The organism is Hyphomonas sp. (genome assembly GCF_018402285.1).
Taxonomy (GTDB): domain Bacteria; phylum Pseudomonadota; class Alphaproteobacteria; order Caulobacterales; family Hyphomonadaceae; genus Hyphomonas.
Window position 1 is genome coordinate 1,235,423 of sequence record NZ_JAGYJH010000003.1, and the last position, 23,836, is coordinate 1,259,258.

The 23,836-nt window shown below is 62.5% G+C and carries 19 protein-coding genes and 1 tRNA gene; 17 read left to right on the forward strand and 3 right to left on the reverse strand.

All coding sequences use genetic code 11. The annotated features are described in order from the left end of the window. The first annotated feature begins 18 nt into the window (after positions 1–18). From KG722_RS08625 to hisC, 10 genes are all read left to right on the forward strand, one after another. Positions 19–1,017, forward strand: a complete 999-nt coding sequence (locus tag KG722_RS08625; protein WP_213271326.1) for a sugar kinase — start codon at positions 19–21, stop codon at positions 1,015–1,017. 111 nt (positions 1,018–1,128) lie between these two features. Continuing rightward, on the forward strand, positions 1,129–2,148 hold the full coding sequence (locus KG722_RS08630) for a TRAP transporter substrate-binding protein (protein WP_300998321.1): 1,020 nt from the start codon (positions 1,129–1,131) through the stop codon (positions 2,146–2,148). Next, positions 2,145–2,651, forward strand: a complete 507-nt coding sequence (locus KG722_RS08635; RefSeq protein ID WP_213271327.1) for a TRAP transporter small permease — start codon at positions 2,145–2,147, stop codon at positions 2,649–2,651. The genes KG722_RS08630 and KG722_RS08635 overlap by 4 nt, the downstream gene beginning before the upstream one ends. Then, positions 2,651–3,931, forward strand: a complete 1,281-nt coding sequence (locus KG722_RS08640) for a TRAP transporter large permease (RefSeq protein WP_213271328.1) — start codon at positions 2,651–2,653, stop codon at positions 3,929–3,931. The genes KG722_RS08635 and KG722_RS08640 overlap by 1 nt, the downstream gene beginning before the upstream one ends. 100 nt (positions 3,932–4,031) lie before the next feature. After that, on the forward strand, positions 4,032–4,373 hold the full coding sequence (locus tag KG722_RS08645) for a cupin domain-containing protein (RefSeq protein WP_366910226.1): 342 nt from the start codon (positions 4,032–4,034) through the stop codon (positions 4,371–4,373). Between the two features lie 2 nt (positions 4,374–4,375). Next, positions 4,376–5,374 (forward strand): alpha/beta hydrolase, encoded by a 999-nt coding sequence (locus KG722_RS08650; protein WP_213271330.1) that lies wholly within the window; start codon positions 4,376–4,378, stop codon positions 5,372–5,374. 10 nt (positions 5,375–5,384) lie between these two features. Next, a complete protein-coding gene (locus tag KG722_RS08655; protein WP_213271331.1) occupies positions 5,385–8,219 on the forward strand; it encodes a phosphoenolpyruvate carboxylase in 2,835 nt (944 codons plus the stop codon). Positions 8,220–8,417: 198 nt separating this feature from the next. Then, positions 8,418–9,392, forward strand: coding sequence for a LysR family transcriptional regulator (locus KG722_RS08660; RefSeq protein ID WP_213271332.1), 975 nt, complete (start codon positions 8,418–8,420; stop codon positions 9,390–9,392). Between the two features lie 139 nt (positions 9,393–9,531). Then, a complete protein-coding gene (locus tag KG722_RS08665) occupies positions 9,532–10,512 on the forward strand; it encodes a LacI family DNA-binding transcriptional regulator (protein WP_366910227.1) in 981 nt (326 codons plus the stop codon). Between the two features lie 44 nt (positions 10,513–10,556). Continuing rightward, a complete protein-coding gene (hisC, locus tag KG722_RS08670; protein ID WP_213271334.1) occupies positions 10,557–11,660 on the forward strand; it encodes a histidinol-phosphate transaminase in 1,104 nt (367 codons plus the stop codon). Here the strand turns inward: hisC and panC are convergent. Further along, on the reverse strand, positions 11,644–12,525 hold the full coding sequence (gene panC / locus KG722_RS08675; protein ID WP_213271335.1) for a pantoate--beta-alanine ligase: 882 nt from the start codon (positions 12,523–12,525) through the stop codon (positions 11,644–11,646). The two genes, hisC and panC, sit on opposite strands and share 17 nt — an antisense overlap. Before the next feature lie 67 nt (positions 12,526–12,592). Between panC and KG722_RS08680 the strand changes: the two genes are divergently transcribed. The 4 genes from KG722_RS08680 (at position 12,593) to tgt (ending at position 16,460) form a co-directional block, all read left to right on the forward strand. Next, the gene (locus KG722_RS08680) at positions 12,593–13,075 is read left to right on the forward strand and encodes a hypothetical protein (protein ID WP_213271336.1); all 483 of its coding nucleotides are present in this window, start codon (positions 12,593–12,595) and stop codon (positions 13,073–13,075) included. A 59-nt stretch (positions 13,076–13,134) separates the two neighbouring features. Next, the gene (locus tag KG722_RS08685; protein WP_300998323.1) at positions 13,135–14,022 is read left to right on the forward strand and encodes a division plane positioning ATPase MipZ; all 888 of its coding nucleotides are present in this window, start codon (positions 13,135–13,137) and stop codon (positions 14,020–14,022) included. Positions 14,023–14,124: 102 nt separating this feature from the next. Further along, positions 14,125–15,267 carry a serine hydrolase domain-containing protein gene (locus KG722_RS08690; RefSeq protein ID WP_213271337.1) on the forward strand — a complete coding sequence of 381 codons (1,143 nt, stop codon included), beginning with the start codon at positions 14,125–14,127 and terminating at the stop codon, positions 15,265–15,267. Between the two features lie 47 nt (positions 15,268–15,314). Continuing rightward, positions 15,315–16,460, forward strand: a complete 1,146-nt coding sequence (gene tgt / locus KG722_RS08695) for a tRNA guanosine(34) transglycosylase Tgt (protein WP_213271338.1) — start codon at positions 15,315–15,317, stop codon at positions 16,458–16,460. A gap of 7 nt (positions 16,461–16,467) precedes the next feature. Here tgt and KG722_RS08700 read toward each other — a convergent pair whose 3' ends face one another. Next, positions 16,468–17,043 carry a hypothetical protein gene (locus KG722_RS08700; protein ID WP_213271339.1) on the reverse strand — a complete coding sequence of 192 codons (576 nt, stop codon included), beginning with the start codon at positions 17,041–17,043 and terminating at the stop codon, positions 16,468–16,470. A 130-nt stretch (positions 17,044–17,173) separates the two neighbouring features. Here KG722_RS08700 and KG722_RS08705 point away from each other — a divergent pair. Both KG722_RS08705 and KG722_RS08710 read left to right on the forward strand, forming a co-directional pair. After that, a tRNA-Lys gene (locus KG722_RS08705) sits at positions 17,174–17,249 on the forward strand. Between the two features lie 490 nt (positions 17,250–17,739). After that, complete coding sequence (locus tag KG722_RS08710) at positions 17,740–18,096, forward strand: hypothetical protein (protein WP_213271340.1); 357 nt, start codon at positions 17,740–17,742, stop codon at positions 18,094–18,096. Between the two features lie 61 nt (positions 18,097–18,157). Here KG722_RS08710 and KG722_RS08715 read toward each other — a convergent pair whose 3' ends face one another. Then, positions 18,158–20,413 (reverse strand): hypothetical protein, encoded by a 2,256-nt coding sequence (locus KG722_RS08715; protein ID WP_213271341.1) that lies wholly within the window; start codon positions 20,411–20,413, stop codon positions 18,158–18,160. Positions 20,414–20,830: 417 nt separating this feature from the next. On the opposite strand from KG722_RS08715, the gene KG722_RS08720 reads away from it, so the two are divergent. After that, positions 20,831–23,812 carry a TonB-dependent receptor gene (locus KG722_RS08720; RefSeq protein ID WP_213271342.1) on the forward strand — a complete coding sequence of 994 codons (2,982 nt, stop codon included), beginning with the start codon at positions 20,831–20,833 and terminating at the stop codon, positions 23,810–23,812. Positions 23,813–23,836 lie beyond the last annotated feature (24 nt).

The following is a 23,836-nucleotide window of genomic DNA, read 5'->3' on the forward strand; positions in this document are numbered from 1 at the left end:
CCGGTGGAGGAAGTCGGAATGCCCGCGCGTGTTGTCTGTTTCGGAGAGCTTCTGCTGCGCCTGACAGCGCCGGGCGCCGAGCGCCTGCTCCAGTCCTGGTCGCTGGACGTCTGCGTTGGCGGGGCTGAAGCCAATGTGGCCGTCTCGCTCGCCAGCTTCGGACATGATGTGCGCTTTGCCAGCATCGTTGCCGACAATCCCCTCGGCGCGGCGGCCCTGGGCGAGCTGCGCCGGCACGGCGTCCAGACCGATGCCGTGATTTCCGCGCCGGGCCGGATGGGCCTCTATTTCCTTGAGCCGGGCGCCGTGCGCCGCCCCTCCCGCATCACCTATGACCGGGCCGGCTCTGTCTTTGCCGGCGCTCTTCCCGATACACTTGATTGGGCGGCCATCCTTCCGGGCGCGGCGCTCTTTCACGTCTCCGGCGTCACCCCTGCCATCGGGCGCAATGGCGCGCATGCGGCCATTCGCGCGGCGAGGGCTGGCGTTGACGCAGGCGTGCCAGTCTCGTTTGACGGCAATTACCGCGCGCTTCTCTGGGAAGCCTGGGACGGGGACGGTCCTGCGATCCTCAAGCAAATTCTCTCCTGCGCCACCTACGCATTCATCAACGAACGCGACATTGCCCTGATCCTGAAAGCCCGTTTTGAAGATCGCCAGTCCGCCTTCGAGCAGGCGTTTGCAGCTTTCCCGCGCCTTCAGGCCATCGCGGCAACCACCCGCCAGCAATCCTCCGTAGACGATCAGGCGATTGCCGGAGAACTCGTCACCCGGCAGGGCCGCTGGACCTCGCCCGTTCATGAGCTGCCCGGCGTGATCGACCGGATCGGCGGGGGCGACGCCTTTGCCGCCGGCGCTCTGCACGGGCTGATCGCGGGCAGGGCGCCGCAATACACAATCGACTTTGCCGTCGCTGCCGGGGCGCTGAAACACTCGATACCTGGCGATTTCAACCGCGTGACCATTGCGGAAGTCGAAGCCGCCATGGCCGGCGGCAGTCTTGACGTCAAACGCTGAAATTCAGCGTCGAAACAGTATTGACACCGGTTACCATAACGCCAGTATGGTGCCAGAAAAGAATGAGAGCCGGCCGCAAGTTCCGGCGCCCACAGGGGGCAGGATATACCCATGAGGATGCCAGAATCAGCTGACGCGATACGCCTGAGCCGCCGCCATGTGCTGGCGGCCGGCGCGGCCATGGCGGGGCTAAGTGCCTGCGGCATGCGCGCAGGGCGGGAGTTCCTGTCCACTGATACGCACCCGGAGGAATACCCCACCGTCCAGGCGGTCAAGGAAATGGGCCGCCTCCTGAGCGCCCGCACAGATAGCCGGCTCGGCATCAAGATCTATGCCGGCGGCCAGCTTGGCTCCGAGCAGGATACGCTGGAGATCACGGTCTTCGGCGGCCTTGACCTCAACCGCGTGAACCTGGCCCCGCTCAACTCCATCGAGCCTCTGACGGCGCTTCCGGCGCTGCCTTTCCTGTTCAGGTCGAACGATCACATGCGCCGCGCGCTCGATGGCCCCATCGGTGACGAAATCCTTGCTTCGCTGGAGCCCCACGGCCTCATCGGCCTCTGCTTCTATGACAGCGGCGACCGCAACTTCTACAACACCCGCCGCCCCATCCGCACGCCAGGCGACATGCGCGGTCTGAAGATCCGGGTGCCAAGCTCTGACCTCTACGTCTCGATGATCCGCGCGCTGGGCGCGGACGCAACGCCGATGAGCATCGCCGAAGTCTACCAGGCGCTCGTCCAGGGCGTCATCGACGGGGCAGAAAACAACTGGCCTTCCTATGAAAGCGGCCGCCATTTCGAGGCCGCGAAATATTACAGCCTCACTCAGCACGTCATCGCCCCGGAAGTCCTCGTCATGTCGAAATCCCGCTGGGACAAGCTCGGCGAGGCCGACCGCGCCCTTGTGCGCCAGACGGCCAGGGAGTCGGTGCCCTACATGCGCTCCCTCTGGGACCAGCGCGTGGAAGATTCCCGTGCCCGCCTCATGGCCTCAGGCATAGAAGTCAACGAGGTAGAGGACAAAGCCGCCTTCGCCGCCGCCATGCGCCCGGTCTGGGATCGTTATGTGGTCTCGGACAAGGCCAGGCGTCTGGTCTCGCAGATCGAAGCCATGGGAGAAACGGAATGATCCGTATGCTCGCAAATATCACGCGCATCGCCGCAGACCTGCTCATCAAGACAGCGGCCTTCGGGCTCGTTCTGATGACGGTCATTGTCGGCTGGCAGGTCTTCGGCCGCTATGTCCTGAATTCCACCCCGTCCTGGTCGGAGCAGGCCGCGCTGACGCTGATGATCTGGTATGTCGCGCTCGCCGCTGCGGCCGGCGTCCGGCAGGGCTTCCACATCCGCATCGTGGCGCTGGAAGAAGCCGTTTCTCCGGCCGTGCGCAAATGGATGCAGGTCGTTTCCAACACCCTTGTCGGCCTCTGCGGCGCGGCGATGCTGATCTGGGGCGGGGAGCTTGTCCTGCGCACATGGAGCCATGTTGTCCCCTCGCTCGGCATCCCGCGCGGGCTCACCTATCTTGCCCTGCCAATCTCCGGCGCGCTGATGGCCTTGTTTGCCTTTGAACAGGTGCTCGAACGCCTCGGCTACCGCGCAGAAGCCCCCCCGAATGAGGAAACCGCCTGATGGAACTGCTCATTCTGATGGGTGTGCTCGTGGTGCTGCTCGCCATCGGCGTGCCCGTCGCCTACTCGCTGCTGGGCGCTTCCATCGCGACCTTCCTCGCCATGGACATTCCCCTTGTCGTGGTCTTCCAGCGCCTTGCCGGCGGCATCAGCGTCTTCTCGCTGATGGCCATTCCCTTCTTCATTTTCGCGGGCGACCTCATGTACCGCTCAGGTATCGCCAAGCGCCTCGTTGAGGCGGCCGAGGCCATGCTGGGGCGCACGCGCGGCGGTCTCGGCCTCGTCAATGTCGGCGCGTCCACGATGTTTGGCGCCGTCTCCGGCTCGGCGATCGCCAGCGCCTCGGCCATGGGCTCGACGCTCATGCCGCTCATGAAACAGAAGGGCTATGGGGCGGACTATGCCGTCAACGTCACCGCCTCTGCCGCCATCGTCGGGCTGCTTATTCCGCCCTCCCACAATATGATCATCTATTCGGCTGCTTCCGGCATCGGCGTGCCGATCGGAGACCTTTTCCTCGCCGGTGTCGTTCCCGGCCTCGTCACGGCGGCGATCCTGATGGCGGTCACCTGGCTGGTGGCCGTGCGCCGGGGCTATCCCAGTGGGAAATTTCCCGGCTGGGGCGCCTTCATCCGCGCGATCCTGATCGCTGTTCCCGGCCTGATGGCCGCCGTCATCATCATGGGCGGCATTCTGTCGGGTATCTTCACCGCCACCGAATCTTCCGCTGTCGCTGTCATCTACACAGTGCTCGTCGGCGCTTTCGTATACCGCTCGCTTGGCTGGTCGCGCTTCGTCGATGCCGCCCAGCAATCGGTTAAGGTCACGGCCATGGTGCTCCTGATCATCGGGGCTGCCACCGCGTTCGGCTATGCCCTCGCTGTCCTTGAAGCGCCCGCACAGCTTGCAGAACTCATCACCTCGATCACCCGCAACCCGCTCGCCATCCTCCTGATCATCAACATCACGCTGCTGGTCCTGGGCACGTTCATGGACATGTCGCCCCTGATCGTGATCACGACGCCGATCCTGCTCCCGGTGGTCATGGAAGTGGGCGTCGACCCTGTCCATTTCGGCATCATCATGATGCTCAATCTGGGTATCGGCCTGGTGACCCCGCCGGTGGGTTCGGTCCTGTTCGTGGGCGCCGCCGTCGGCGGCATCAAGGTTGAGGATGCCGTCAAGACCATCTGGCCCTTCTATCTGGCGCTCATCGTGTCGCTCCTGCTGATCACCTACATTCCCGCCCTGTCGCTGTCCCTGCCGGGCCTCTTCAACTAGAGGAATGCTCATGATCCGCCTGCTGACCGGACTGCTCGCGTCATCTTTCCTGATTGCCTGCGCAAGCGCTCGGGCGCCGGAGGCAGCCCCGGCGCCCGCCATGGTCATCGTCGCCGGGGAAGACGTGAAGGTGGAGGAGCCTCCGCCCCATGGCAGGATCGGCATGAGCACCGCCTGGCGCATTTCCGATGCCGTCCCCGAGCGCAGCTTTGAATTCCGCAAGCGCGCGCTCCATCCGGGCAGCGCCATCGGCCTCCACCCGATCAGTCATGACGAGATCTATTACGTCCTCTCCGGCGAAGGCGTCGTGCATTCTGATGGCGAGGAACAGACCCTCACGGACGGCATGGCGGCCTATCTCTATACCGGCGCGACCGTCGGCATACGGCAGGTGGGCGCAGAGCCGCTCGTGCTGATCATCGCCTATCCGCCAGGGAAATGATCATGCTGGCCCGGCGCTTCTTTCTGGCAGCGTTTGCTGTTCTTGCCGTCGCCGCGTGCATGACAGCTCCGGGCGCGCCGGAAACCACCGCGCCGGCGATCGAGGCAGATACCGTGATCCCGCTCTGGCCGGAGGGGCCGCCCGGCGGCGTATCTGAAGGCCTGCAGGAAAGGATCGTTCATCGCGACAATCCCTTCGGCCTGACAGACCGCGCGGCCCATGATGTCACAACGCCCAGCCTCTCTATCTTTTATCCTGCCACGCCCGATGGCTCGGCGATCCTCATCATTCCGGGCGGCGGTTACAGATGGGTGGTGATCGACAAGGAAGGCTTTGAAGGCGCCCGGCATTTCGCCGGCGAGGGCGCCACGGTTTATGTCCTGCGTTACCGCTTGCCGCATCAGGGCTGGCAGGCAGGTCCGGACGCGCCGCTTCAGGATGCCCAGCGGGCCATCCGCCTTATCCGCGCCCGCGCGGCGCAAGACCTGATCGACCCATCCCGGGTCATGGTCGCAGGCTTTTCGGCGGGCGGACATCTCGCCGGTACGCTTGCGATGCGGTTTGACAATCCGGCCTATACGCCGGTCGACGCAACAGATGCTCTCTCGGCAAGGCCGGACGCCGCCGCGCTGGTCTATCCCGTCGCGACGATGACCGAGCCGTTCGCCCATCCCGGCTCCCGGCTCAACATGCTGGGAGACCGGCCGGCGCCGGAAGCGATCGCCAACTGGTCGCTCGAATCCATGGCGCGGGCGGACATGCCGCCTGTCTTCCTGATGCACGCCGCGGACGACGTCGCCGTGCCTGTGGACAACGCGCTCATGCTCCACGCGGCGCTCCGCAAGGCGGGCGTGCCGGTGGCCCTGCATGTCTATGAAGCAGGCGGCCATGGTTTCGGGCTTCGCGGCATAGACGGCACGCCGCTGCAATCTTGGCCCTCGCTTCTGCGCGAGTGGGGCGCTAACAAGGGTATCTTCCCTTACGTTACCCTTGAAGACTGAGCTGCAGAACATGACCAGGACCCGTATCGAGCCGTCCCTGCCGGCCGCAGGCGAATATCTGCGCCAACAGGCAGAGCGGATCGGCGAAGACCCGATGACCAATTCGGTCTTCTCCCTCGCCCAGACGCTGTTCCGGGATATCGAGCAGGGCCAAACCAGTCTCGATGACGTTGCCGGTCTGATTGATGAGGCCCATCTGCTGGTCGTCACCGAGCGCGCGGCCCGGCTTCGCGAGCGCCATGCCGGGGTAAAATCCGATAAGGTATGGGCGCAGGTCCGGGCACAGCTCGAACGCATCGCCGGTGAGGGCCTGACCGCCTTCCGAGCCGCTGTGGAGCAGGCCCGCGGCGGCGTCGTGTTCACGGCCCACCCCACTTTTTCGCTCTCCCCGGAACTGCGCGCGGCCATCGCCGCCGAAGCGGTAAAGCCCGGCAGGACAGCCCGCGCTGCCCTCAAGAAAGCCATCGGGTCTGACGCCAGAAGCTGGAACAGCTCCATCACGCTTGCCAGCGAGCATGAAGAGGCCCAGGCCGCGCTCCTTAATGCCGCCAGGGCCCAGCGCCAGTTTGCAGGGCTACTGTTTGATGTTGCCCGCGCGCGCTTCCCGGATCACTGGCAGTCCCTGCGCCCCGTCCTTCCCAGTATCGCCAGCTGGGTAGGGTATGACCTGGATGGCCGCACGGACATCCAGTGGTATCATTCCATCACGTTCCGCCTCACGGAAAAGGCAGAGCAGCTCCGCCGTTACCAGGCCCGCGTTCAGGAAATTCTTGAAGCTCACCCTGGCGCGCCCGGGCTCGGCGCCCTGCTGGAGCGCCTCGGACTCGCCGCAGGCGAAACGGCGCTTCAGGCGGCAATGTTCAGCGGAGACCTTCAGTCGCCGGAACGTCTCGTCGCGGCGGCCAACCGCCTCACCCATGATGGTCCCGGCCGCCTGACAGATGCATCTGAAATCACTGCCGCGCTGGATGCGGCGCTGGCCGCGTCAACAGATGACACGGCATTGGCCCGTGAGCTTCTGATCCTGCGCGCACAGGCCGAAAGCCAGCAGCTGGGCACGGGACGCATTCACCTGCGCGTCAACGCCGCCCAGATCGCCACGGTCATCAGCCGCGAGCTAAATCTTGATGCGGACGAACGCAGTCTCGGCCGTCTTGCCCTGGCCGAGCTTTCCCGCCGCGCGGCCACGCCCAAACCGGTTGACGTGAACTTCGCTGACCTCTTCCTTGAGCCGTCCACCGCCCGCCGCCAGTTCATGATGTGCGCCCAGATCCTCAAGCATATCGATGCCCGATCGCCCATCCGCTTCCTGATCGCCGAGAGCGAGAACCCCGCCACCGTGATGGCCGCGCTCTATCTCGCCCGGCATTACGGCGTGAACGGAAAGCTCGACATTTCGCCCCTGTTTGAAACGCCTGAAGCACTGGAAACCGGCGGGCGCTTCATCGAGCGCCTGCTGGATGAACCCGAATTTGCCGCCTATGTGCGCCGCCGGGGGCATCTGTCCATTCAGCTCGGCTTTTCCGATTCCGGTCGCTTCATCGGCCAGATTGCCGGCAACATGGCGATCGAGCGTATCCACAACCTCATCCTGCGGGCGCTGGCGCCGCGCGTGCCCGGCGCGGGCCTTCTCATCTTCAACACCCATGGCGAATCGATGGGCCGCGGCGCCTGGCCGGGCAGCTTCGAGCAGCGCTTCGATCATCTGCTCACGCCGTGGACGCGCGCCAATGCCCATACGCTGGGAATACGGATCATCCACGAATCGAGCTTCCAGGGAGGCGATGGATATCTGCATTTCGCCACACCCGAACTTGCGCAAACCACGCTTGCCCACTGGTGCGCCCATCTGTTTGCGCCCCCGCCGGGCAGCGCGGCCAAAGACCCGTTCTATACGCGCACGGACCTTGTCTGGGACTTCTACCGCGCCTTGCGCGCCTGGCATGAGCGCTTCTTCACCAATCCTGACTATGGGCGGCTCCTGTCGGATTTTGCGCCCGGTTTTGTCGTCACCGCCGGCTCGCGTCAGACACGTCGCCCGTCCGGCGCGGCGGGCCCGCGCGCCCTGCGCGCCATCTCGCACAATGCCGAGCTCCAGCAACTTGGCATCCCGGTCAACACCGCTTCGGGCATCGGCTCGTCCCTGCAGCGGGAAACCGACCGCCTCGTCGATCTCGTCAACACCAGCCCCCGCATGCGCAGTCTCGTCCAGCTCGCCTGGCGCGCCCGTCTGCTGACCAGCCTGCCGGTGCTGCGGGGCTATGCCTCGATCTACAATCCGGACGTCTGGATCGCCCATGCCCGCGCAGCGAGCTCCGAGCAGGCGTCAGCCTATCGCGGCGTCTATTACGCCCTGCGCGACGGTGAAACCGCCCTCTCGGTCAACCGCACGGCCAACCTCCTCTCGGTCGATCTTGACCGGTTCGACGGGCTTCTCGCCCGCCTCGATGAAGCGCCCTCGACAGCCTCCCGGCATGAAGACCGCATCCATCTGCATGTCATTCACGGCGTCCGCCAGGCGCTGATGATGCATGCCTTCGCCCTTGCCGGGCGCCTGCCGCGCATTTCCGAGCGTCATGACACCAGCCTGCGCGACATCATCCGCCTCGTAACAGGCCTGCGGATTGCCGAATGCGTTGAGCTTCTGCGACGCATCTTCCCCGCGTCCCAGGACCGGATGACGCTCCTGTCCGCGCTGGAAGAAACCGGCGAGGCAGCAACCGGGCCGGGCCAGTCTGGCTACGACCATATCCATGCGGAGGTGATCGCCCCGCTCGACCGGATCGATCAGCTTCTCCACCGGATCAGCCTCGCCCTCAACCATCCCCATGACGCCTTTGGCTGAGACCCGCGGCAAGACGGCCAGGGGACAGTTTTATCACCCCGCCAACCCGTTGCGGCGTGTGCAGGCAGCAAAGTCCGGCAAGCGGCGTCTCAACCCTAGGTCTTTGGTCATAGCTGACTAAATCAATTGCAGGGCGATTGGCAGCGCGCTATCGGCTGAGTCTGTTTTCAGTATCAGGAAATGGCTAAGGTGCGGTGCATGAACACTGAACGGCTCGACTGGGACACGTTGCGCGTCTTCCGCGTTGTGGCGGAGCTCGGCAGCATGAGCGGCGCCGCCGCCCGCCTTGGCGAATCCCCTCCGACCATCAGCCGCAAGATCGACGATCTTGAAGCCTCGCTTGGCGCCCAGCTGTTCATCCGCTCCACCCGCGGCGTCGAGCTCACCGAAGCCGGCAAGGTCGTGCTTCGCCATGCCCACCAGATGGCAGAGGCCGCCAACACCCTGCGCGATGAGGCTGGCGCCCAGCGCGCCCCGGTGGAAGGCCGGATCGTCATTGCGACCGGTGACGGGATCGGCCCTTACTGGCTTGCCGCCCGCCTGCACGAATTCCAGAACGAGCACCCGCGCATCCAGATCCGGATGACCGTCAATGACGAGGCTGCTGACGTCACCAATGGCGACGCGGACATCGCCATCCATTTCGTTGAGCCAAAGAGCCATGAACTCCTCGCCCACAGGCTGGGCGTGCAGCATTATATCGGCTTTGCGGCAAAGGACTATTTCCGCGAGCGCAAGCCGCCAGACAGCCTCTTCGAATACTACAAGTATCGCTGCCTGATGCATTCTGCCTATGTGAACCAGGTGGAACGCTGGGCGCCGAAAGTGTCCGAACTGAAACGGATGATCGATTACGCTTTCATCTCCAATTCCGGCACGGCGCTGATCCAGTCGTGCGCAGCAGGCGGCGGCGTTGCCATCCTGCCGTCCTTCGTCGCGGCCGTGGACAACCGGATCGTCCCGCTGGATCTCCCGGAAATCGCCCCGATCCAGTTCTGGATCGTCTACACAGAGCGTTTCCGGCGGCGGCAGGAAGGTCAGCCCTTTGTCGACTGGATCCGCAAACGGTTCGAGCAGGACGACGCCATGTGGTTCCGGGAACAGTTCGTCCACCCCCGCGACGTGTTCTCCAATGTCCACATTTTCCCCGGCGCGGCCGCCTCCCGGCCCTAATCCCGATTGTCGCGCCCGCTGCGCCTGGCATTGCGTGAGAGCGAAGTGGCGTCCTATGATCGCAAAGTCCGGTTGACAGGCCGTGGCATAGCCTGAGGGGGATACCATCGACACGAATGACAGGCGCCCGGCCACGATCATCGACGTAGCCCGCGAAGCCGGCGTTTCCTTCAAGACAGTCAGCCGCGTGCTGAACGGAGAGCCCAATGTGCGCGCCGAAACCCGTCAGCGTGTCATGGAGGCAGTGGCCCGCCTCGGTTACCGCGCCAACCAGCATGCCCGCAGCCTGCGTGCGGGCCAGAGTCGTCTGATCGGCGTCTTCTATTCAAACCCGTCCCGCAACTATATCGGTGAAATCCAGATCGGCGCGCTCCAGCGCGGTAATGCCGAAGGGTTCTCCATCGCGTTCGAGCATCTTCAGGAGGGCCCGGAAGGGTCTGTGCTGCCGCGCGGCGGCGCAGCGCTCGCCGGTGTCGTCCTCACCCCGCCGCTCACCGAAGACCGCGCCCTGATCGCCCGCCTGATCGAAGCTGACACGCCCTTTGTCCGCCTCTCGCATACCGAAGCCGAAGGCGAGGTTGGTCACATCACCATGGATGACGAGGCGGCTGCGCGCGAGCTCATGGATCATCTCTTCACGCTGGGCCATCGCCGCATCGGTTTCATTGCCGGCACCCAGAGCCATCCCCAGGCCCGACTGCGCGAGGCAGGCTACCGCGCGAGCCTTGCCGCCGCAGGGATCCCGGTCGAGGAGTCCCTGATTACGCGCGGCACGTTTGAATTTGAATCCGGCCTGCGCGCCGCCGCCGATCTCCTCGCGCGCACGCCCCGGCCGACGGCGATCTTTGCCAGCAATGATGATATGGCCGCCGCCGTGCTGGCCGTGGCCTTCCGGTCCGGCCTGCGTGTGCCCGAGCAGCTCTCGGTGACCGGCTTTGACGACACGCCGCTCGCCTCGGTTGTCTATCCGGCGCTGACCACAATCTACCAGCCCAGCCGGGAGATGGCCTCGGTTGCCGTGAGCATGCTGCTGGAAAAGCGCAGCACCGACGGCCCCGGCAAGGCCTGCCTGCCATACCGTCTCGTGGTGCGTGAAACCACCGCGCCGCCGGAGGCCTGAGCCCCCGTTCCCTGCGCCCCGGCTTTCGTGTAAGCGCCCTGTCCATGACCAAGCCCATCAGCCAGATCGCACCCCTCCCGCACATTGCTGCCACCAAGCCCTATGTTCCGGGCGGCAAGCTGCATGGCGCCAGGGGACCGGTTGCGATGCTTGCCTCGAATGAAAACCCGTTCGGGCCAAGCCCGAAAGCGGTCCAGGCCGCCCGCGCCGCCGCCGCGGATGTCCACGTCTATCCCGATCCCGATTATGGCCAGCTGCGCGCCGCCATCGCCGCCGCCAAAGGCATTGCAGATGTTTCCCGCGTCGTCACCTCGGCCGGGTCCGACGAGATCATCCACCTGCTCACCCAATGCTATGCAGGCCCCGGCGACGAAGTGGTCTTCACCGAACACGCATTCTCCATGTACCGCGTCTCGGCCGGTGCCCATGGCGCCATATCTGTCGTCGCCCCGGAAACGGAGATGACCGCCGGCGTCAATGCCATCCTCGGCGCGGTTTCCCCGCGCACGAAGCTCCTTTTCCTCGCCAATCCCAACAATCCGACGGGCACCATGCTCACGGGGGAAGAGCTCCGGACGCTGCAGGACGCGCTGCCTCCGCAGGTCCTCTTCGTGGTCGATGGCGCCTATTCGGAGTATCTCGGCCCGGCCTATGAGGCCGAACTGCGCGACCTCGTCGACCGGCGCGACAACACCGTGATGATGCGCACCTTTTCCAAGATCTATGGCCTGGCCGCTATGCGCCTTGGTTGGGCCTACATGCCCGCCGCCATCGCCGCGATCTACCAGCGCATTCGCGGGCCCTTCAATGTCAGCAGCATTGCCGCCGCTGCCGGTATCGCCTGCGTCGGCGATGAAGACTTCCTCAGGATGTCCCGGGATCACAACACCAGATGGCGCGCCGTCATGACGGACGCCCTAAATGCCATGGGCCTGCCGACGCCGCCTTCGCACGCAAACTTCATCGTCACCGAGTTCGGGTCCGCCCAAAGGGCGGCCGACGCCAACCAGCATCTCAGGGATAACGACATCCTCGTACGCGCGATCAGCGGTTATGGCCTGCCCACCAGGCTGCGCATTTCGGTGGGCAGCGAAGCGGACAATCAGCGTTTCCTGGACGCCATGCAGGCCTTCACCGCGTCACGCTGATATTATCAATCAGCCGCGTCTTGCCGATCCACGCCGCCGCCAGCAGGCGCGCTTGCGTGCCTTCTTTCAAAGGCTCACCCAGGGGCAGGGCCTGCAGCGTCGCCGGGTCCACGAGCGTGACATAATCCAGCTTCCGGAATCCGGCAGTCAGGATATGCCCTTCTGCTTCCTTAAGCGCCTCTGAGGGCAGGGTACCGAGTGACATCCGAACCGAGGCCCGGTGCATTGCTGCAAAGATCGCGCCGGCCGCGCGCCGTTCCTCCGGGGAAAGATAAAGATTGCGGGAAGACTGGGCGAGCCCGTCCGCATCCCGCTTCGTTTCTCCGCCGATGATCTCGATGGGAAAGCCGAGGTCCTGCACCATCCGGCGGATCACCTGCAGCTGCTGGTAATCTTTTTCCCCGAACACGGCCAGGTCCGGCTGCGCATGCAGGAAGAGGCGGGCCACCACGGTCGCCACCCCGTAGAAGAAGTGCGGCCGGTAAATCCCGTCGAGCAGGTCCGACAGCGATTCGACCCGCACATTGGTCACTGATCCTTCGGGATACATTTCTGCAACACTGGGAAGATAAACAGCGTCACATTTCGCGCTGGCCAGCTTGGCAATGTCTTCGGCCTCGCGGCGCGGATAGGTGTCGAAATCCTCGCCCGGGGCGAACTGCGCCGGGTTAACGAAAATACTCGCTACGGTGCGTGTTACCTTTTCCTGAGCTTTTTCAATGAGGGAGAGGTGCCCCTCATGCAGGGCCCCCATGGTGGGGACGAAACCCACGGTTTCACCGGTCTGTTTCCAGGCCCGCACACAGGCCTGCAGTTCGTTTCGGGTACGGATTATTTCGACCCGGTTTTCTGTCGTCGAATTCACTTTTCAGATGCCCTGCTTCAAGATGAAGTTAATGTGTTGTTAACCCAGACGGGGGAATTTTACAGACATGACCCAGCGCATCGTAACCACTCTCCGCTCGCTCGCACTTTTCGGTGCTGTCTCGCTTGGCCTGCGCAAGGCGAACATCGAAGAAAGGCATCCTGAACCCATCCTCGGCGCCCTTCGCCCGGATGAAGAGAATGATGCCTGGTTGTTCGACCGGTCCGAGACCAATCTTTCCTCCGGTGCCTACATGCTGGAGCAGGAATATTCCCGCGTGTCCGGCGCTCTTTCGGCGCTTCGCGGCGTCCTGTCCAGCCTTGCCCGCGTTCCAGAAGCCGGCGAGATGGCTTATGCCGCGCCCTATGACGCGCCGCTGGCCACCGATCCGATGCTCTTCGACGAGGCGCGCGCGCTCATCCCGGTTCTCACCAACGTGGTTCCCTTCGAGGACGACGATCTCTTTGTCGAACATACCTTCGCTCTGCCGCGGGCCGGTGCCGGCCACCATCACCCGCAGTCTGTCGAAGCCCTGCAGCGCGTCGCCTGACCTACGCCGGAATAGTTTGACCGAAGGCTTGTTGCCGGAGGAGTTGTGGAGTTCCCTGGATGCCCGCTGACGGCGTCGCTCATCTCAGCCGCGTTCCGGGTGCGGGCCTGGAGGCCCCTGCGCGGGACGCGCGCGTTATTGTCATCGGCAATGAAAAGGGCGGGGCGGGCAAGTCCACCGTCTCCATCCACCTGTCCGTCGCCCTCCTGCGCACCGGCAGGAAGGTCGGTGTCATCGATCTCGATGTCCGCCAGCGCTCGCTGACCCGCTATCTCGAAAACCGAGTCCGGTGGGCCCAGAACACCGGCGCCACGCTCGTCATGCCGGAAATCGTCCGCGTCGAGGCCAGCCAGGAGCGCGACCTTGACCGCGCCGAGGCCGAGGAAAGCCAGCGCTTCCAGGCCGGCCTCGCCCGACTGAAGCAGACCTGCGACTTCATCCTTATCGACGCCCCCGGCGGCGATACCTTCCTCTCGCGCGCCGCCCATCGCAGCGCCGACACCCTCATCACCCCCCTCAATGACAGCTTCGTCGACTTCGACCTGCTGGGCGACGTGAACCCCCAGACCCTCGAAGTCCTGCGCCCCAGCTTCTATTCCGAAATGGTCTGGGACTGCCGCAAGAAGAAGGCTCAGACGAGCCGCCGCCCGATTGACTGGGTGGTGATGCGAAACCGCATGTCGCCTCTGGCCGCCCGCAACAAGGAACGCGTCGGCGGCGCGCTGGAAAATCTCTCCAAGCGTATCGGCTTCCGCCTGGCCCCCGGTCTTTCCGAGCGCGTCATCTACCGCGAGCTCTTCCCCGCCGGCCTTACCCTGCTGGACCTCACTGAAGCGGGCTCCAACGTCGCCTTCACGATGAGCCACAAGGCCGCCCGCCAGGAGCTGCGCGATCTGGTCATCGTCCTCCAGCTCCCCGAACTCGCCGGCGCCAGCATCGACTTCTGACCGCCCCGGCGTCAGCCTTGCCAGGTATCCACAGCTGGCTTACCCCAATCCCCGAAACAGACCTGCCCGTGAAGGCAGGCCACATCCTTTTGGGGGAAACCAATGAGCCAGACCGAAATCCACGGCACCGTGGAGCCCCGCTTTGTCGCCGTCCGCAACGCCTTCGCGCAGAACTTCATCAATGGCGAGGAAAACGGCGCCGCCTTCTGCATGACGCTGGATGGCAAGCCCGTCGTCGACATCTGGGGCGGCTTTGTGGACGAGGCTCAGACCAAGCCCTGGCAGCAGGACACCATCGTCAACGTCTACTCCACCACCAAGACGATGACCGCGCTCACCGCGCTCTACCTGGCGGACAAGGGCGCGCTGAAGTTTGAAGACCCCGTGGCGAAATACTGGCCCGAATTTGCCGCCGCCGGAAAGGCAGACGTCACCGTCGCCCATCTGATGAGCCATTCGGCCGGCCTCTCTGGCTGGAAAGAGCCGCTGGTGCGTGAAGACCTCTACGACTGGGAAAAGGCCACCAGCCTGCTGGCCGCGCAGGAACCCTACTGGAAACCTGGCAGCGCGCCGGGCTACCACGCCATGACGCAGGGCTATCTCGTCGGCGAAGTCATCCGCCGCGTGGCGGGCGAAACCGTCGGCACGCTCTTCCGCAAGGAAATCGCCGGGCCGCTCGGCGCAGATTTCCACATCGGCCTTCCGGCTACGGAGGATCACCGCGTCGCTGATCTGACGCCCCCGCCCGCCAGCGGCACGCTTGGGCAGGGCACGGCAGACCCGCTCATCACCAACATGGCCAGCAACCCGCCGATCAATCCGCTCGACACCCGCAGCCGCGCCTGGCGCGCCGCCGAAATTCCGGCCGCCGGCGGCACAGGCAATGCCCGCTCGGTCGCGCTCGTCCACACCATCCTTGCCAATGGTGGCCATGCCAATGGCAAGCAGATCATGTCCGAGGCCGGCTGCCGCAAGGCGCTGGAACTCCAGATCGAAGGCAATGACAAGATCCTCGGCATCCCGGTGCGCTACGGCCTCGGCTTCGGCCTGCCCGGGGGCGTGGCAAACTTCCCGAACCCCAACACCCTCTTCTGGGGCGGCTATGGCGGGTCCCTCGCGGTCATCGACATGGACCAACACGCCACCTATGCCTACGCCATGAACAAGATGGCCCCCACAACCACGGGCGACATGCGCGCCTTCGGCATGCTGATGGCCGCCTGGCAGGTCTTCATGGCGGGGTGACCCGCGCGGCTTGGCTTCCATGGGGCGCTCCCTTATAGGAGCCCCCCATGGCTACCTTCCCATTCGAAATCTCCGCCCGCGAGGGCAAGGCGCGCACCGGGCGCCTGAAAACCCCGCGCGGCGACATCCGCACGCCCGCCTTCATGCCCGTCGGCACTGCCGGCACGGTGAAGGCCCTCTATATGGATCAGGTCAAAGGGGCAGGGGCCGACATAATTCTCGGCAACACCTACCACCTGATGCTCCGCCCCGGCGCCGAGCGGGTTCAGCGCCTCGGCGGCCTGCACAAATTCTCCGGCTGGCCTGGCCCGATGCTGACCGACTCCGGCGGCTTTCAGGTCTGGTCGCTCGCCCAGCTGCGCAAGATGGACGCAGACGGCGTCACCTTCCAGAGCCATATCGATGGCAGCGCCCATCGCCTCACCCCCGCCCGCTCCATCGAGATCCAGGCAGACCTTCTGGGCGCGGACATCTCCATGCAGCTTGATGAGTGCACAAATTTTCCGTGTACACATGAAGAGGCAGCGCGGAGCCTTGAGCTCTCCCTCAAATGGGGCGAGCGCAGCCTCGACGCCTTCGGCGCCCGCGACCGCCAAACTCTCTTCGGCATCATTCAGGGCTCAAACTTTCCAGATCTCCGCGAGCGCTCTGCCAGAGGCGTCACGGGCCAGGGCTTCGGCGGCATCGCGCTTGGCGGTCTCGCGGTCGGCGAAGGCCATGACCAGATGTGCGCCAGCATCGACATGACGACGCCGCATCTGCCCGACCACATGCCCCGTTATGTCATGGGCGTCGGCAAGCCCATCGACCTCGTCGAAAGCGTCGCGCGCGGCATCGACATGTTCGACTGCGTCCTGCCCACCCGTTCCGGCCGCCACGGCCAGGCCTGGACCTGGGATGGCCCGCTCAACCTCAACAACGCAAAATTTGCCGAAGACACGAGCCCGCTGGAGGAAGGCGTAAACTGCCCGGCCAGCCAGGACTATTCCCGCGCTTACCTGCATCACCTTTTCAAGGCCGGCGAATATCTCGGCCCCATGCTGCTCTCCTGGCACAACACCGCCTTCTTTCAGGCCCTGATGGCAGAGATGCGCGCCGCCATCGCCGAAGGCCGTTTCGAGCAGCTGCGCGCGCAGCTCAGCGCCCGCTGGGAAAGCACGAAATCCAAACCGAAAACCAAGGCGCCCGGCTGACGCGCCCCTAGCGGTACTGGATCTTGCTCTCGGATTTCAGGGTCTCCAACGCCTCGAAGTCTGGCTGGGCGGGGATCTGGCACCCCAGCGCCTGGCCATAGCCTTTCAGATAGGCCCGTCTCTGCGCGCCGATCTTGAAGGCCTGATTGTATTTCTTCTCATGGCTCTCCGCGCCGGTCGCCTGGCGAACGAGGCCCCGGAAAGGGATCCATCCTGTGGAGACATTGCGCACTGCGTCGAGCGCCGCGTCGGAGGCTTCCTCCGCCAGCACTTCGGAATTCAGCCGCTCGTCCGGCTGGCCTGAATCCCAGTCGAGCCCCAGAACGGCGTCGAGCTCGGCAACGTCCATTTCGATGCCGGCGCAGGTCATCTCCCCGGGCGGGCCGTAGGGCACTTTCAGCGTCGCCAGAAGCTGTGGAATTTCCCGGCGGCGCAGGTTGAAATCATCCAGCGGGGCGGATGCCGCCCCGGCCAGCCCGTCGCGCGTCTGGCCGGCCGCGCTTCCGGCCGCAGCGCCCATATTCTGGCCCGTCTGGCCCCCGCTGGCGCAGGCAGAAAGGGCAAGGGCGGCTAGGAGGGGCAAAGCAAGGTGTCGCATCGGCCGAGGAGATGTGAAAAATATGGCCACATCAAGCCTCTGCGTGCAGGGAACGGTTGACCGGCCCCGACTCCCGGCCTAAATGGCCGCTTCGATTGGTTCCGGCCAGTCTTTGGTGCCCATAGCTCAGCTGGTAGAGCAACTGACTTTTAATCAGTAGGTCACAGGTTCGAACCCTGTTGGGCACACCATTTTCTTAAATAAATTCAATAGGTTGATTGGATGGATCCAGACGCGCTCCGGAACAAAATGAGCCGGGACACGTTGGGGGACACTCTTCCCCGCTGTTACCGCATTTAGAATTTTTCGTGTCTCGTTTTCACCCTGCGCCGGGAGCATCGAGGCTGCGAGGCAATATTTGAATTGGCGCGGGCGGTCTGCCGACCTCGCAGTGCGGACGGCAGAACTCACTCGTCCTGTCTGTCGTTCCATGTCCGCTCAACATCAACACCATGTTCCAAAACTCTTTCTGCGCGGGTTCCTTATCCAGCACGACCACTAGGAGGCTATTGAACGCCTTCGGGTGTTCGACCTGCTTGCCCGCCGCGTGTTCTCCACTTCCAATGCCAACACCATGGGCAAGCGCCGCTACAACGATTTTTGGATCGACGAAGAGACACTGGCCACTATCGAGCCTGCTGCCGGTAGAATTAGAGCCATGTTGCGTCGCTTGTGGAATGGTTGCGCACTGAGAAAAAGCTGGCTCGAACCGTCGAGGAAATGGGCGACTGGACGCTGCTCTTTGCCTTGCAGTTCATTCGGACAAAACGCATTCGTTTGCTTCCAGCAGAACTGAGACGTCAGCTGAGCGAACGCTTTGTTCGAACGGGGTTTGATCCGAACAAAGTCGAAGGGTTACCTCCACTCGATGAAGAGGCCCTCAAGAAGCTGCACACCAAACGCCAGCTCGAAAGCCTGTTCAAATACTTGGAGATGTTTGCGAATAGAGAAATCGTTTTGATGGCTGCGCTGAATTGCCCCGGATCCAGGTGCCATGCCCGGCTGAGGAAACGCTCGCCCTTCCTCTCGAAGATCTGAAAAAAAAGAATGTTCAATCGCCACGCCTTTTCTAGCCGTCGGCGGCGCGCACGTACCACTCCTATTGTTGGTCGAGGATTATCTCATTGAAACGGTTCATTCCCGATCCACCCCTGGAACCCGCATCATAAATGTACCCGTAAGCTCTTCGCCCGTCTGGACGATTGAGTATGTTGCCGCGGACCCAGGAACCCTCGATACCTTCCACCATGACGGTTGGCGGCTGCCATCCGCCGGCATCATGGGTCGCGAATATCTGCCGGGAGTGTTCATCAATAAATAGCAGATGTAAGACGCTGCCGTCCAAAACGACATCGGCGGCTGGCTGCTGGGCATCGACCGCATTCGTGATCACCGGCAGGCCGCTGATTTTCACTGCAGGTGTTGCAGGTGACATCCCGCGCACTCTTCGTTCCCACAAATGACCGTCTTCCAGCCTGTAGATGATGATCGTCGTGTCTGTTGTGGGGTCATAGACCAGAGGCAGAACGGCTCCGTACTCGGCCCGGCTGGTCCCTGCGCCTGTGGCAAGACGTTGCCGCGCCCCGAGCGAGCCATCGGCTTCCACGCGCCGATACCAGACAGTCCCATCTGTCCTAAGGTAAGCCAGATGAACTACGCCGTCTGTACCGAGCACAGCCTGGGGACCAGCGTTGCCGTATTCATCGGCCGGATCCAACTCTGTCGCAGGTTCCCATTGGCCGTCCGGCGAACGGCTGGCCATATACAAACGGTCGGCGAGGAAAACCGTGACCAGGCTGCCATCCGGCCGAACCACGAGAGTGGCCATCTGGGCAATAGCCGTCGCTGTTGCGGCGACTTCGTCGCGGACTGACCATCGGTCAGGCTCATTAGGATGGTCAGAAGTATTAAAGACATGATAGCGCACAGAATGCGTGACTTGATGGATGATGTGGATACTGTCCCCGACTTGCCGGCTGTCCACTGACTCCAGATCTCCTGTTTCAGGGCGATTGGCACCATCGACCTCACGCCATGTCTTTCCGCCATCTGCAGATTTCATCATCATGAAACGGTTGTCGGTTTCACTTGGCTCCATGATGAAATAGAGGTCACCATTGCCTGCCTGCCACGGCCCGATACGGCCGGGTGTCTCTACAAAAGTCCCGCCAAGATGGCCGTCGGGAACAGTCAGAACGATCTGCGCAACTGCCGCGCCAGCCACCGGCAAACCCCCGGCCTCGATCATACGGAACTCGAACTTATCACCCGCCTCATTCATCAGCGCGCCGTCTGCAAGGCGCCGGATCACCAACGGCCATTCAAATTCTCCGTGTCCTGACTTGCCTCCCCAAAGCGGGGTATCTTCAGATAAGGACAAACCGAAGCCCGGCACAAAAGCGGACTTTGATCCCGAAAGCAGATCCGTGGTAGCGTCAGCATCGGCGTAGGCGGTTGTGCCTGCGATGCTGACGAGAGGGCTCCTTGGCTCTCCTTCCAAAACAAGTTCGCGGAGGTCTGCGGTATGCAGAGCATCTGCGGAAATCCCAACATCGCCGGACCATAGCGCCGTCCCTGTGGGCACGATGAATTCCAGCGTATCATCATCGAAGCTGACTTGCAGTGAACCGCCCTCAAGCTGAATTTCCAGTTCAAGCCAGATACCCGGTTCGATAAAAACCTTGCGTTCGGCCATGACGCGTTCTTGGCCTTGCTGGACTTGGCTCACCTTGATCAGCTCAGGTTCAACCTGCACGCGGGCATAGTTTTCAGAATCGGCATAGGCGAACAGCATGGCGAACCCTGGCGATCCTTGGGGCGCTAGGCGAAATTCGACTGCATAACTGAATGTCGTCAAAGGCCAGGGGCTTGGATAAAGTGCGGCAAACCCGTCCTTGCTGCCATTGATCCGCAAGATCGCATCGGATCCTGCGGCAACGACCGTCAGGGCCTCAGATGCCCCCTTCAGCAAGGTCCAACCGTCCAGGGCGCCAGGATCCTGATCTTCGAAGGTCATGTGGACTTTTCGTTCTGGCTTTGGAAACCCATGCGCTTCAAGCGTTTCCCAGACCTCCCCATTGCGCCGGGCCTGAAGCCGGAATGTCTGAGGGTTGGTTTCAGCCGCCTCTGCTTCAAACCGTAACCGGAAAGGTTGATCTGCAGGCTGAAGAACTGCTTCACTCTGTTCGCCGGCCCAGCCCGTATCTCCATTCAAAGGTGCCTGAAGATCAGATCTCACGCGAAAGGCCGGATCGCTGGCAGCCACTTGCTGCGTTCCAAGGGCCAGACCCGTTGCCATCAGTAAACGCTGCAGCCAAGTGGACAAGGGGCGGACAGGAAACCTTTTGGAGCTCATTATTTGTGTCCTAAATTCGCATCAGCCCATGGGGATTGTGCGCAAGATAGCGGAGAGTGCCGTGCGTCTTTCGCGCCGTCCGTAGTTTGCACAGCAACGTGACATTGATGATACGATAGAAAACGAAAATGAGAAGCAACCACGCGGATTGCCAATGGAGAAACCTGTCATGATTCTTACAGTTCTCCTGGCGCGCCGAGAGGTCTCTCTATCTAACGTATAGGCTTCTTTCAGCGCAGGTTCGCGCGGCAGTGACAGAAACCATAATTCAGCTGACATTTTCAGGATGAACCAGGCCGGTCTCCCGACCCGATATTCACGCAAACGTTTTGTCACATAAGTATTTCGTAAAATTCAAACTTATCTCGCGACTCCCCGATTAAGAGAATGCTTGCTTAACCAATAGGGGTGTTTGGTATGACTACGAACAAATTTCGCGCGGTGTTGCTAGGCAGCATTGCTCCATTTCTCGCGATCTCCGGAGTGGGTTCGACTGCTCAAGCTCAGACCGGTGCCGCCGATACGCTCCAGGCGACCGGCGAAGTAACCGGCGTCGTGTCGGATGCGGTCCGGGGCGTCTACCTCGTTGGCGCCGAAGTGCGCATCACAGGCCTCAACATCGTTGCAGTTACCGACTCTGAAGGACGTTATTCCTTTCGTCAGGTGCCGCTTGGTCAACAGACGGTGGAAGTCAGCTATCTAGGGCGGCCGACCCGCCAGGCACGCGTCACGGTGACGGGCGGTGAACCTGCGCTTGTCGACGTTGTCCTCGGGGCGACCGGTGAAGATGACCGGGTGATGGAGAGCATCATCGTGCTCGGCGCACGTCCGCAGGCAGAGTCGGAGGCCGCAGCGCTTCAGGTTCAACGTTCGTCCAAAGCCATCGTCAACGTCGTGGCCGCTGACTCGATTGGCAACTTTCCCGATCAGAACATCGCGGCTGCCATTGGAAGACTGCCCGGCGTAGCTGTCGGACGCGACCAGGGACAGGAGCGCACGCTCAGCCTCAGGGGCGCGCCGTCCCGCTGGACATCAATCGCCTTTGATGGCGTGAATGTCATTGCACCGGGCGGCAAGTCTGCGCGGACCGATACGGTTCCTGCTGCGATCGCCAGTTCCGTCATCGTGCGCAAGGCTGTGACACCGGCAATGCCGGGCGAGTCTCTGGCGGGAAATATCGACATCATCACCCGGGGCGCCTTTGACTATCCCGGTCCCAAGGCAGCTCTCAATACCGCCGTCGGATATAATGAGCTCGGCGGCGGTGAGCAGTATGATATCGGGGGCTTTGTCTCCAATACGTTTGCAGATGGCCGCATCGGTCTGCTCCTTTCGGCATCGCGCTATGAGCGCGAGATGATCACCGACAATTTCGAAACCGACTGGGAAACGGGTGAAGATTCTGAAGACCGTGAAGCCGGCTTTGCGGATCGCGCCTGGGCAGACGCGCACCAGAACAAGCTTTATCGTCTGACGCGCAGCAATACGGCCTATTCCGGCCGGCTCGATTTCCGCCCCTCTGATGCGCATCGTTTCTTCTTCAGTTCCATCTATACCGAGTTTACCGATGATGAACTGCGCAACGCGATGGAGTTTGATCTCGATGATGGGGCGCGGGACACCGACGAGGCTGCGATCACGCGCGGTTATGCCGACATCCGGACGGGCAATACACCCTTCCAGGGACGCATCTTCGCAGTCGAGCTCGACAGCACGCTTAACTCGAACAGAACCCTGCAGAGCATTTTCACCAATACGTTGGGTGGTGAGCAGAGGTTCGGAGATTGGGACGCTTCCTGGAGGCTGAACTATAGCAATTCGCTGTCTGAAAGCGGGCCGACGATCCAGTCAGCCTGGAGGAGCCCGCGCGGATCAAACGCCCTCGCCGGACGCCCGACCGTGATTTACGACTTTACCGATCCGGAAAATCACCGCGTCGAGCTGTTCGAGACGATCGTTAACCCTGATGGCTCTCTCTCTCAGGGCGAGTCGAAGCGCAACCTCGACGCTCAGGACTATGAGTTTGTTCGTCTGCGAAACAACGACCGGCTGCAGGACAGCTATTCCTACAGCGCCCGCCTCGATCTCGGCCGTGAGCTGACCCTGTTTGACCGGGCAACCGAATTCCAGTTCGGCGTTCAGTATGACGATCGCTCGAAGAAAGACACCCGCCAGACCCTGGAAATCACTGCAGCCCAGCTGGCTGCTGCCGGCATTGCAGCCCCATCGAGGGCCGACATTGAGATAAATGATCCGTATAAAGGCGAATTGCCACTCGGTTATTCTTTCCGGTATTTCTCCGACAGCGCCATACGGCAGCTGTGGAACGGTCTGGCCGATCAGGGAGTGTCCCGGGTCCAGGCTAATACATCCGAGACAAACAACTTCAGGGTCACTGAGAATGTAATCGCCGGTTATGCGATGACGACGACGTATTTCGACTGGGGTAACATTCTCGCGGGTGCCCGCGTGGAACGGGTTGAAAATACCGGGCGGGCCCTCGTCAGGTTCGGCAATAATTTCGAACTTGCCAATGTGGGGGATGATAGCCTTCAGGTCTTCCCGAGTATGCATGTCAACTGGGACATCAATGACCAGCTCAAACTGCGTCTTTCGGCAAACAGCGGCGCGGCACGCCCGGATTTCTCCATCCTGCGGCCGAACTTCAACGTCTCCGACGAGAACCAGACGATCAGCGGGGGCAACCCCTTCGCGCTTCCGGAAAAGGCGATCGGCGCAGATGGCTATCTCGAATGGTACCTGCCGTCGGGCGCCTTCCTTTCATTCGGCGCCTATTACAAGTCTCTGGACGACGTGCTGTTTTCGGTTCGCAATCCGGCTTTTGGCAGTGATGTCCTCAACGAGCCGGGAATTGATCGCTCCGGCTATGTGTTCACGACGACCGACAATGGCGGCAGTGGCTACTTGGCCGGCGCTGAGGTTGCCTTTTCCCAGACCCTTGAGCCTTTTGCTGACCGGTTGAACCTGCCCGAGTGGGCAGGTGGTTTCGGCGTACGCGGAAACTTGACGCTGAACGATTCGGAAGTGGAAACACCAGATGGCCGCAAGGTTCAGCTGCCCGGTTCGTCAGATCTGATCTACAATGCTGCTCTTTCGTACGAGCGCTACGGCCTCTCGACCCGGATCAGCTGGCAGTACCAGACAGAGTATATCGACAGCATCGGGAGTGGCGACGTCCTGGGTGATGGCTTCTGGAGCGATGTCGGGCGCCTGGATTTCAAGACGGAATATACCTTCAACGACAATGCCCAGGTTTATTTCGAGGCAAACAACCTCACTCGTGAGCCGGGCGTGCGTTATGAGGGTATCGTTGCCCGCACCTCCGAATACGAAGAATTCGGGGCGCGCTATCTGCTCGGTCTCCGCCTGAACTTCTGATATCGTAAGCTCCCTCGCGCGCTA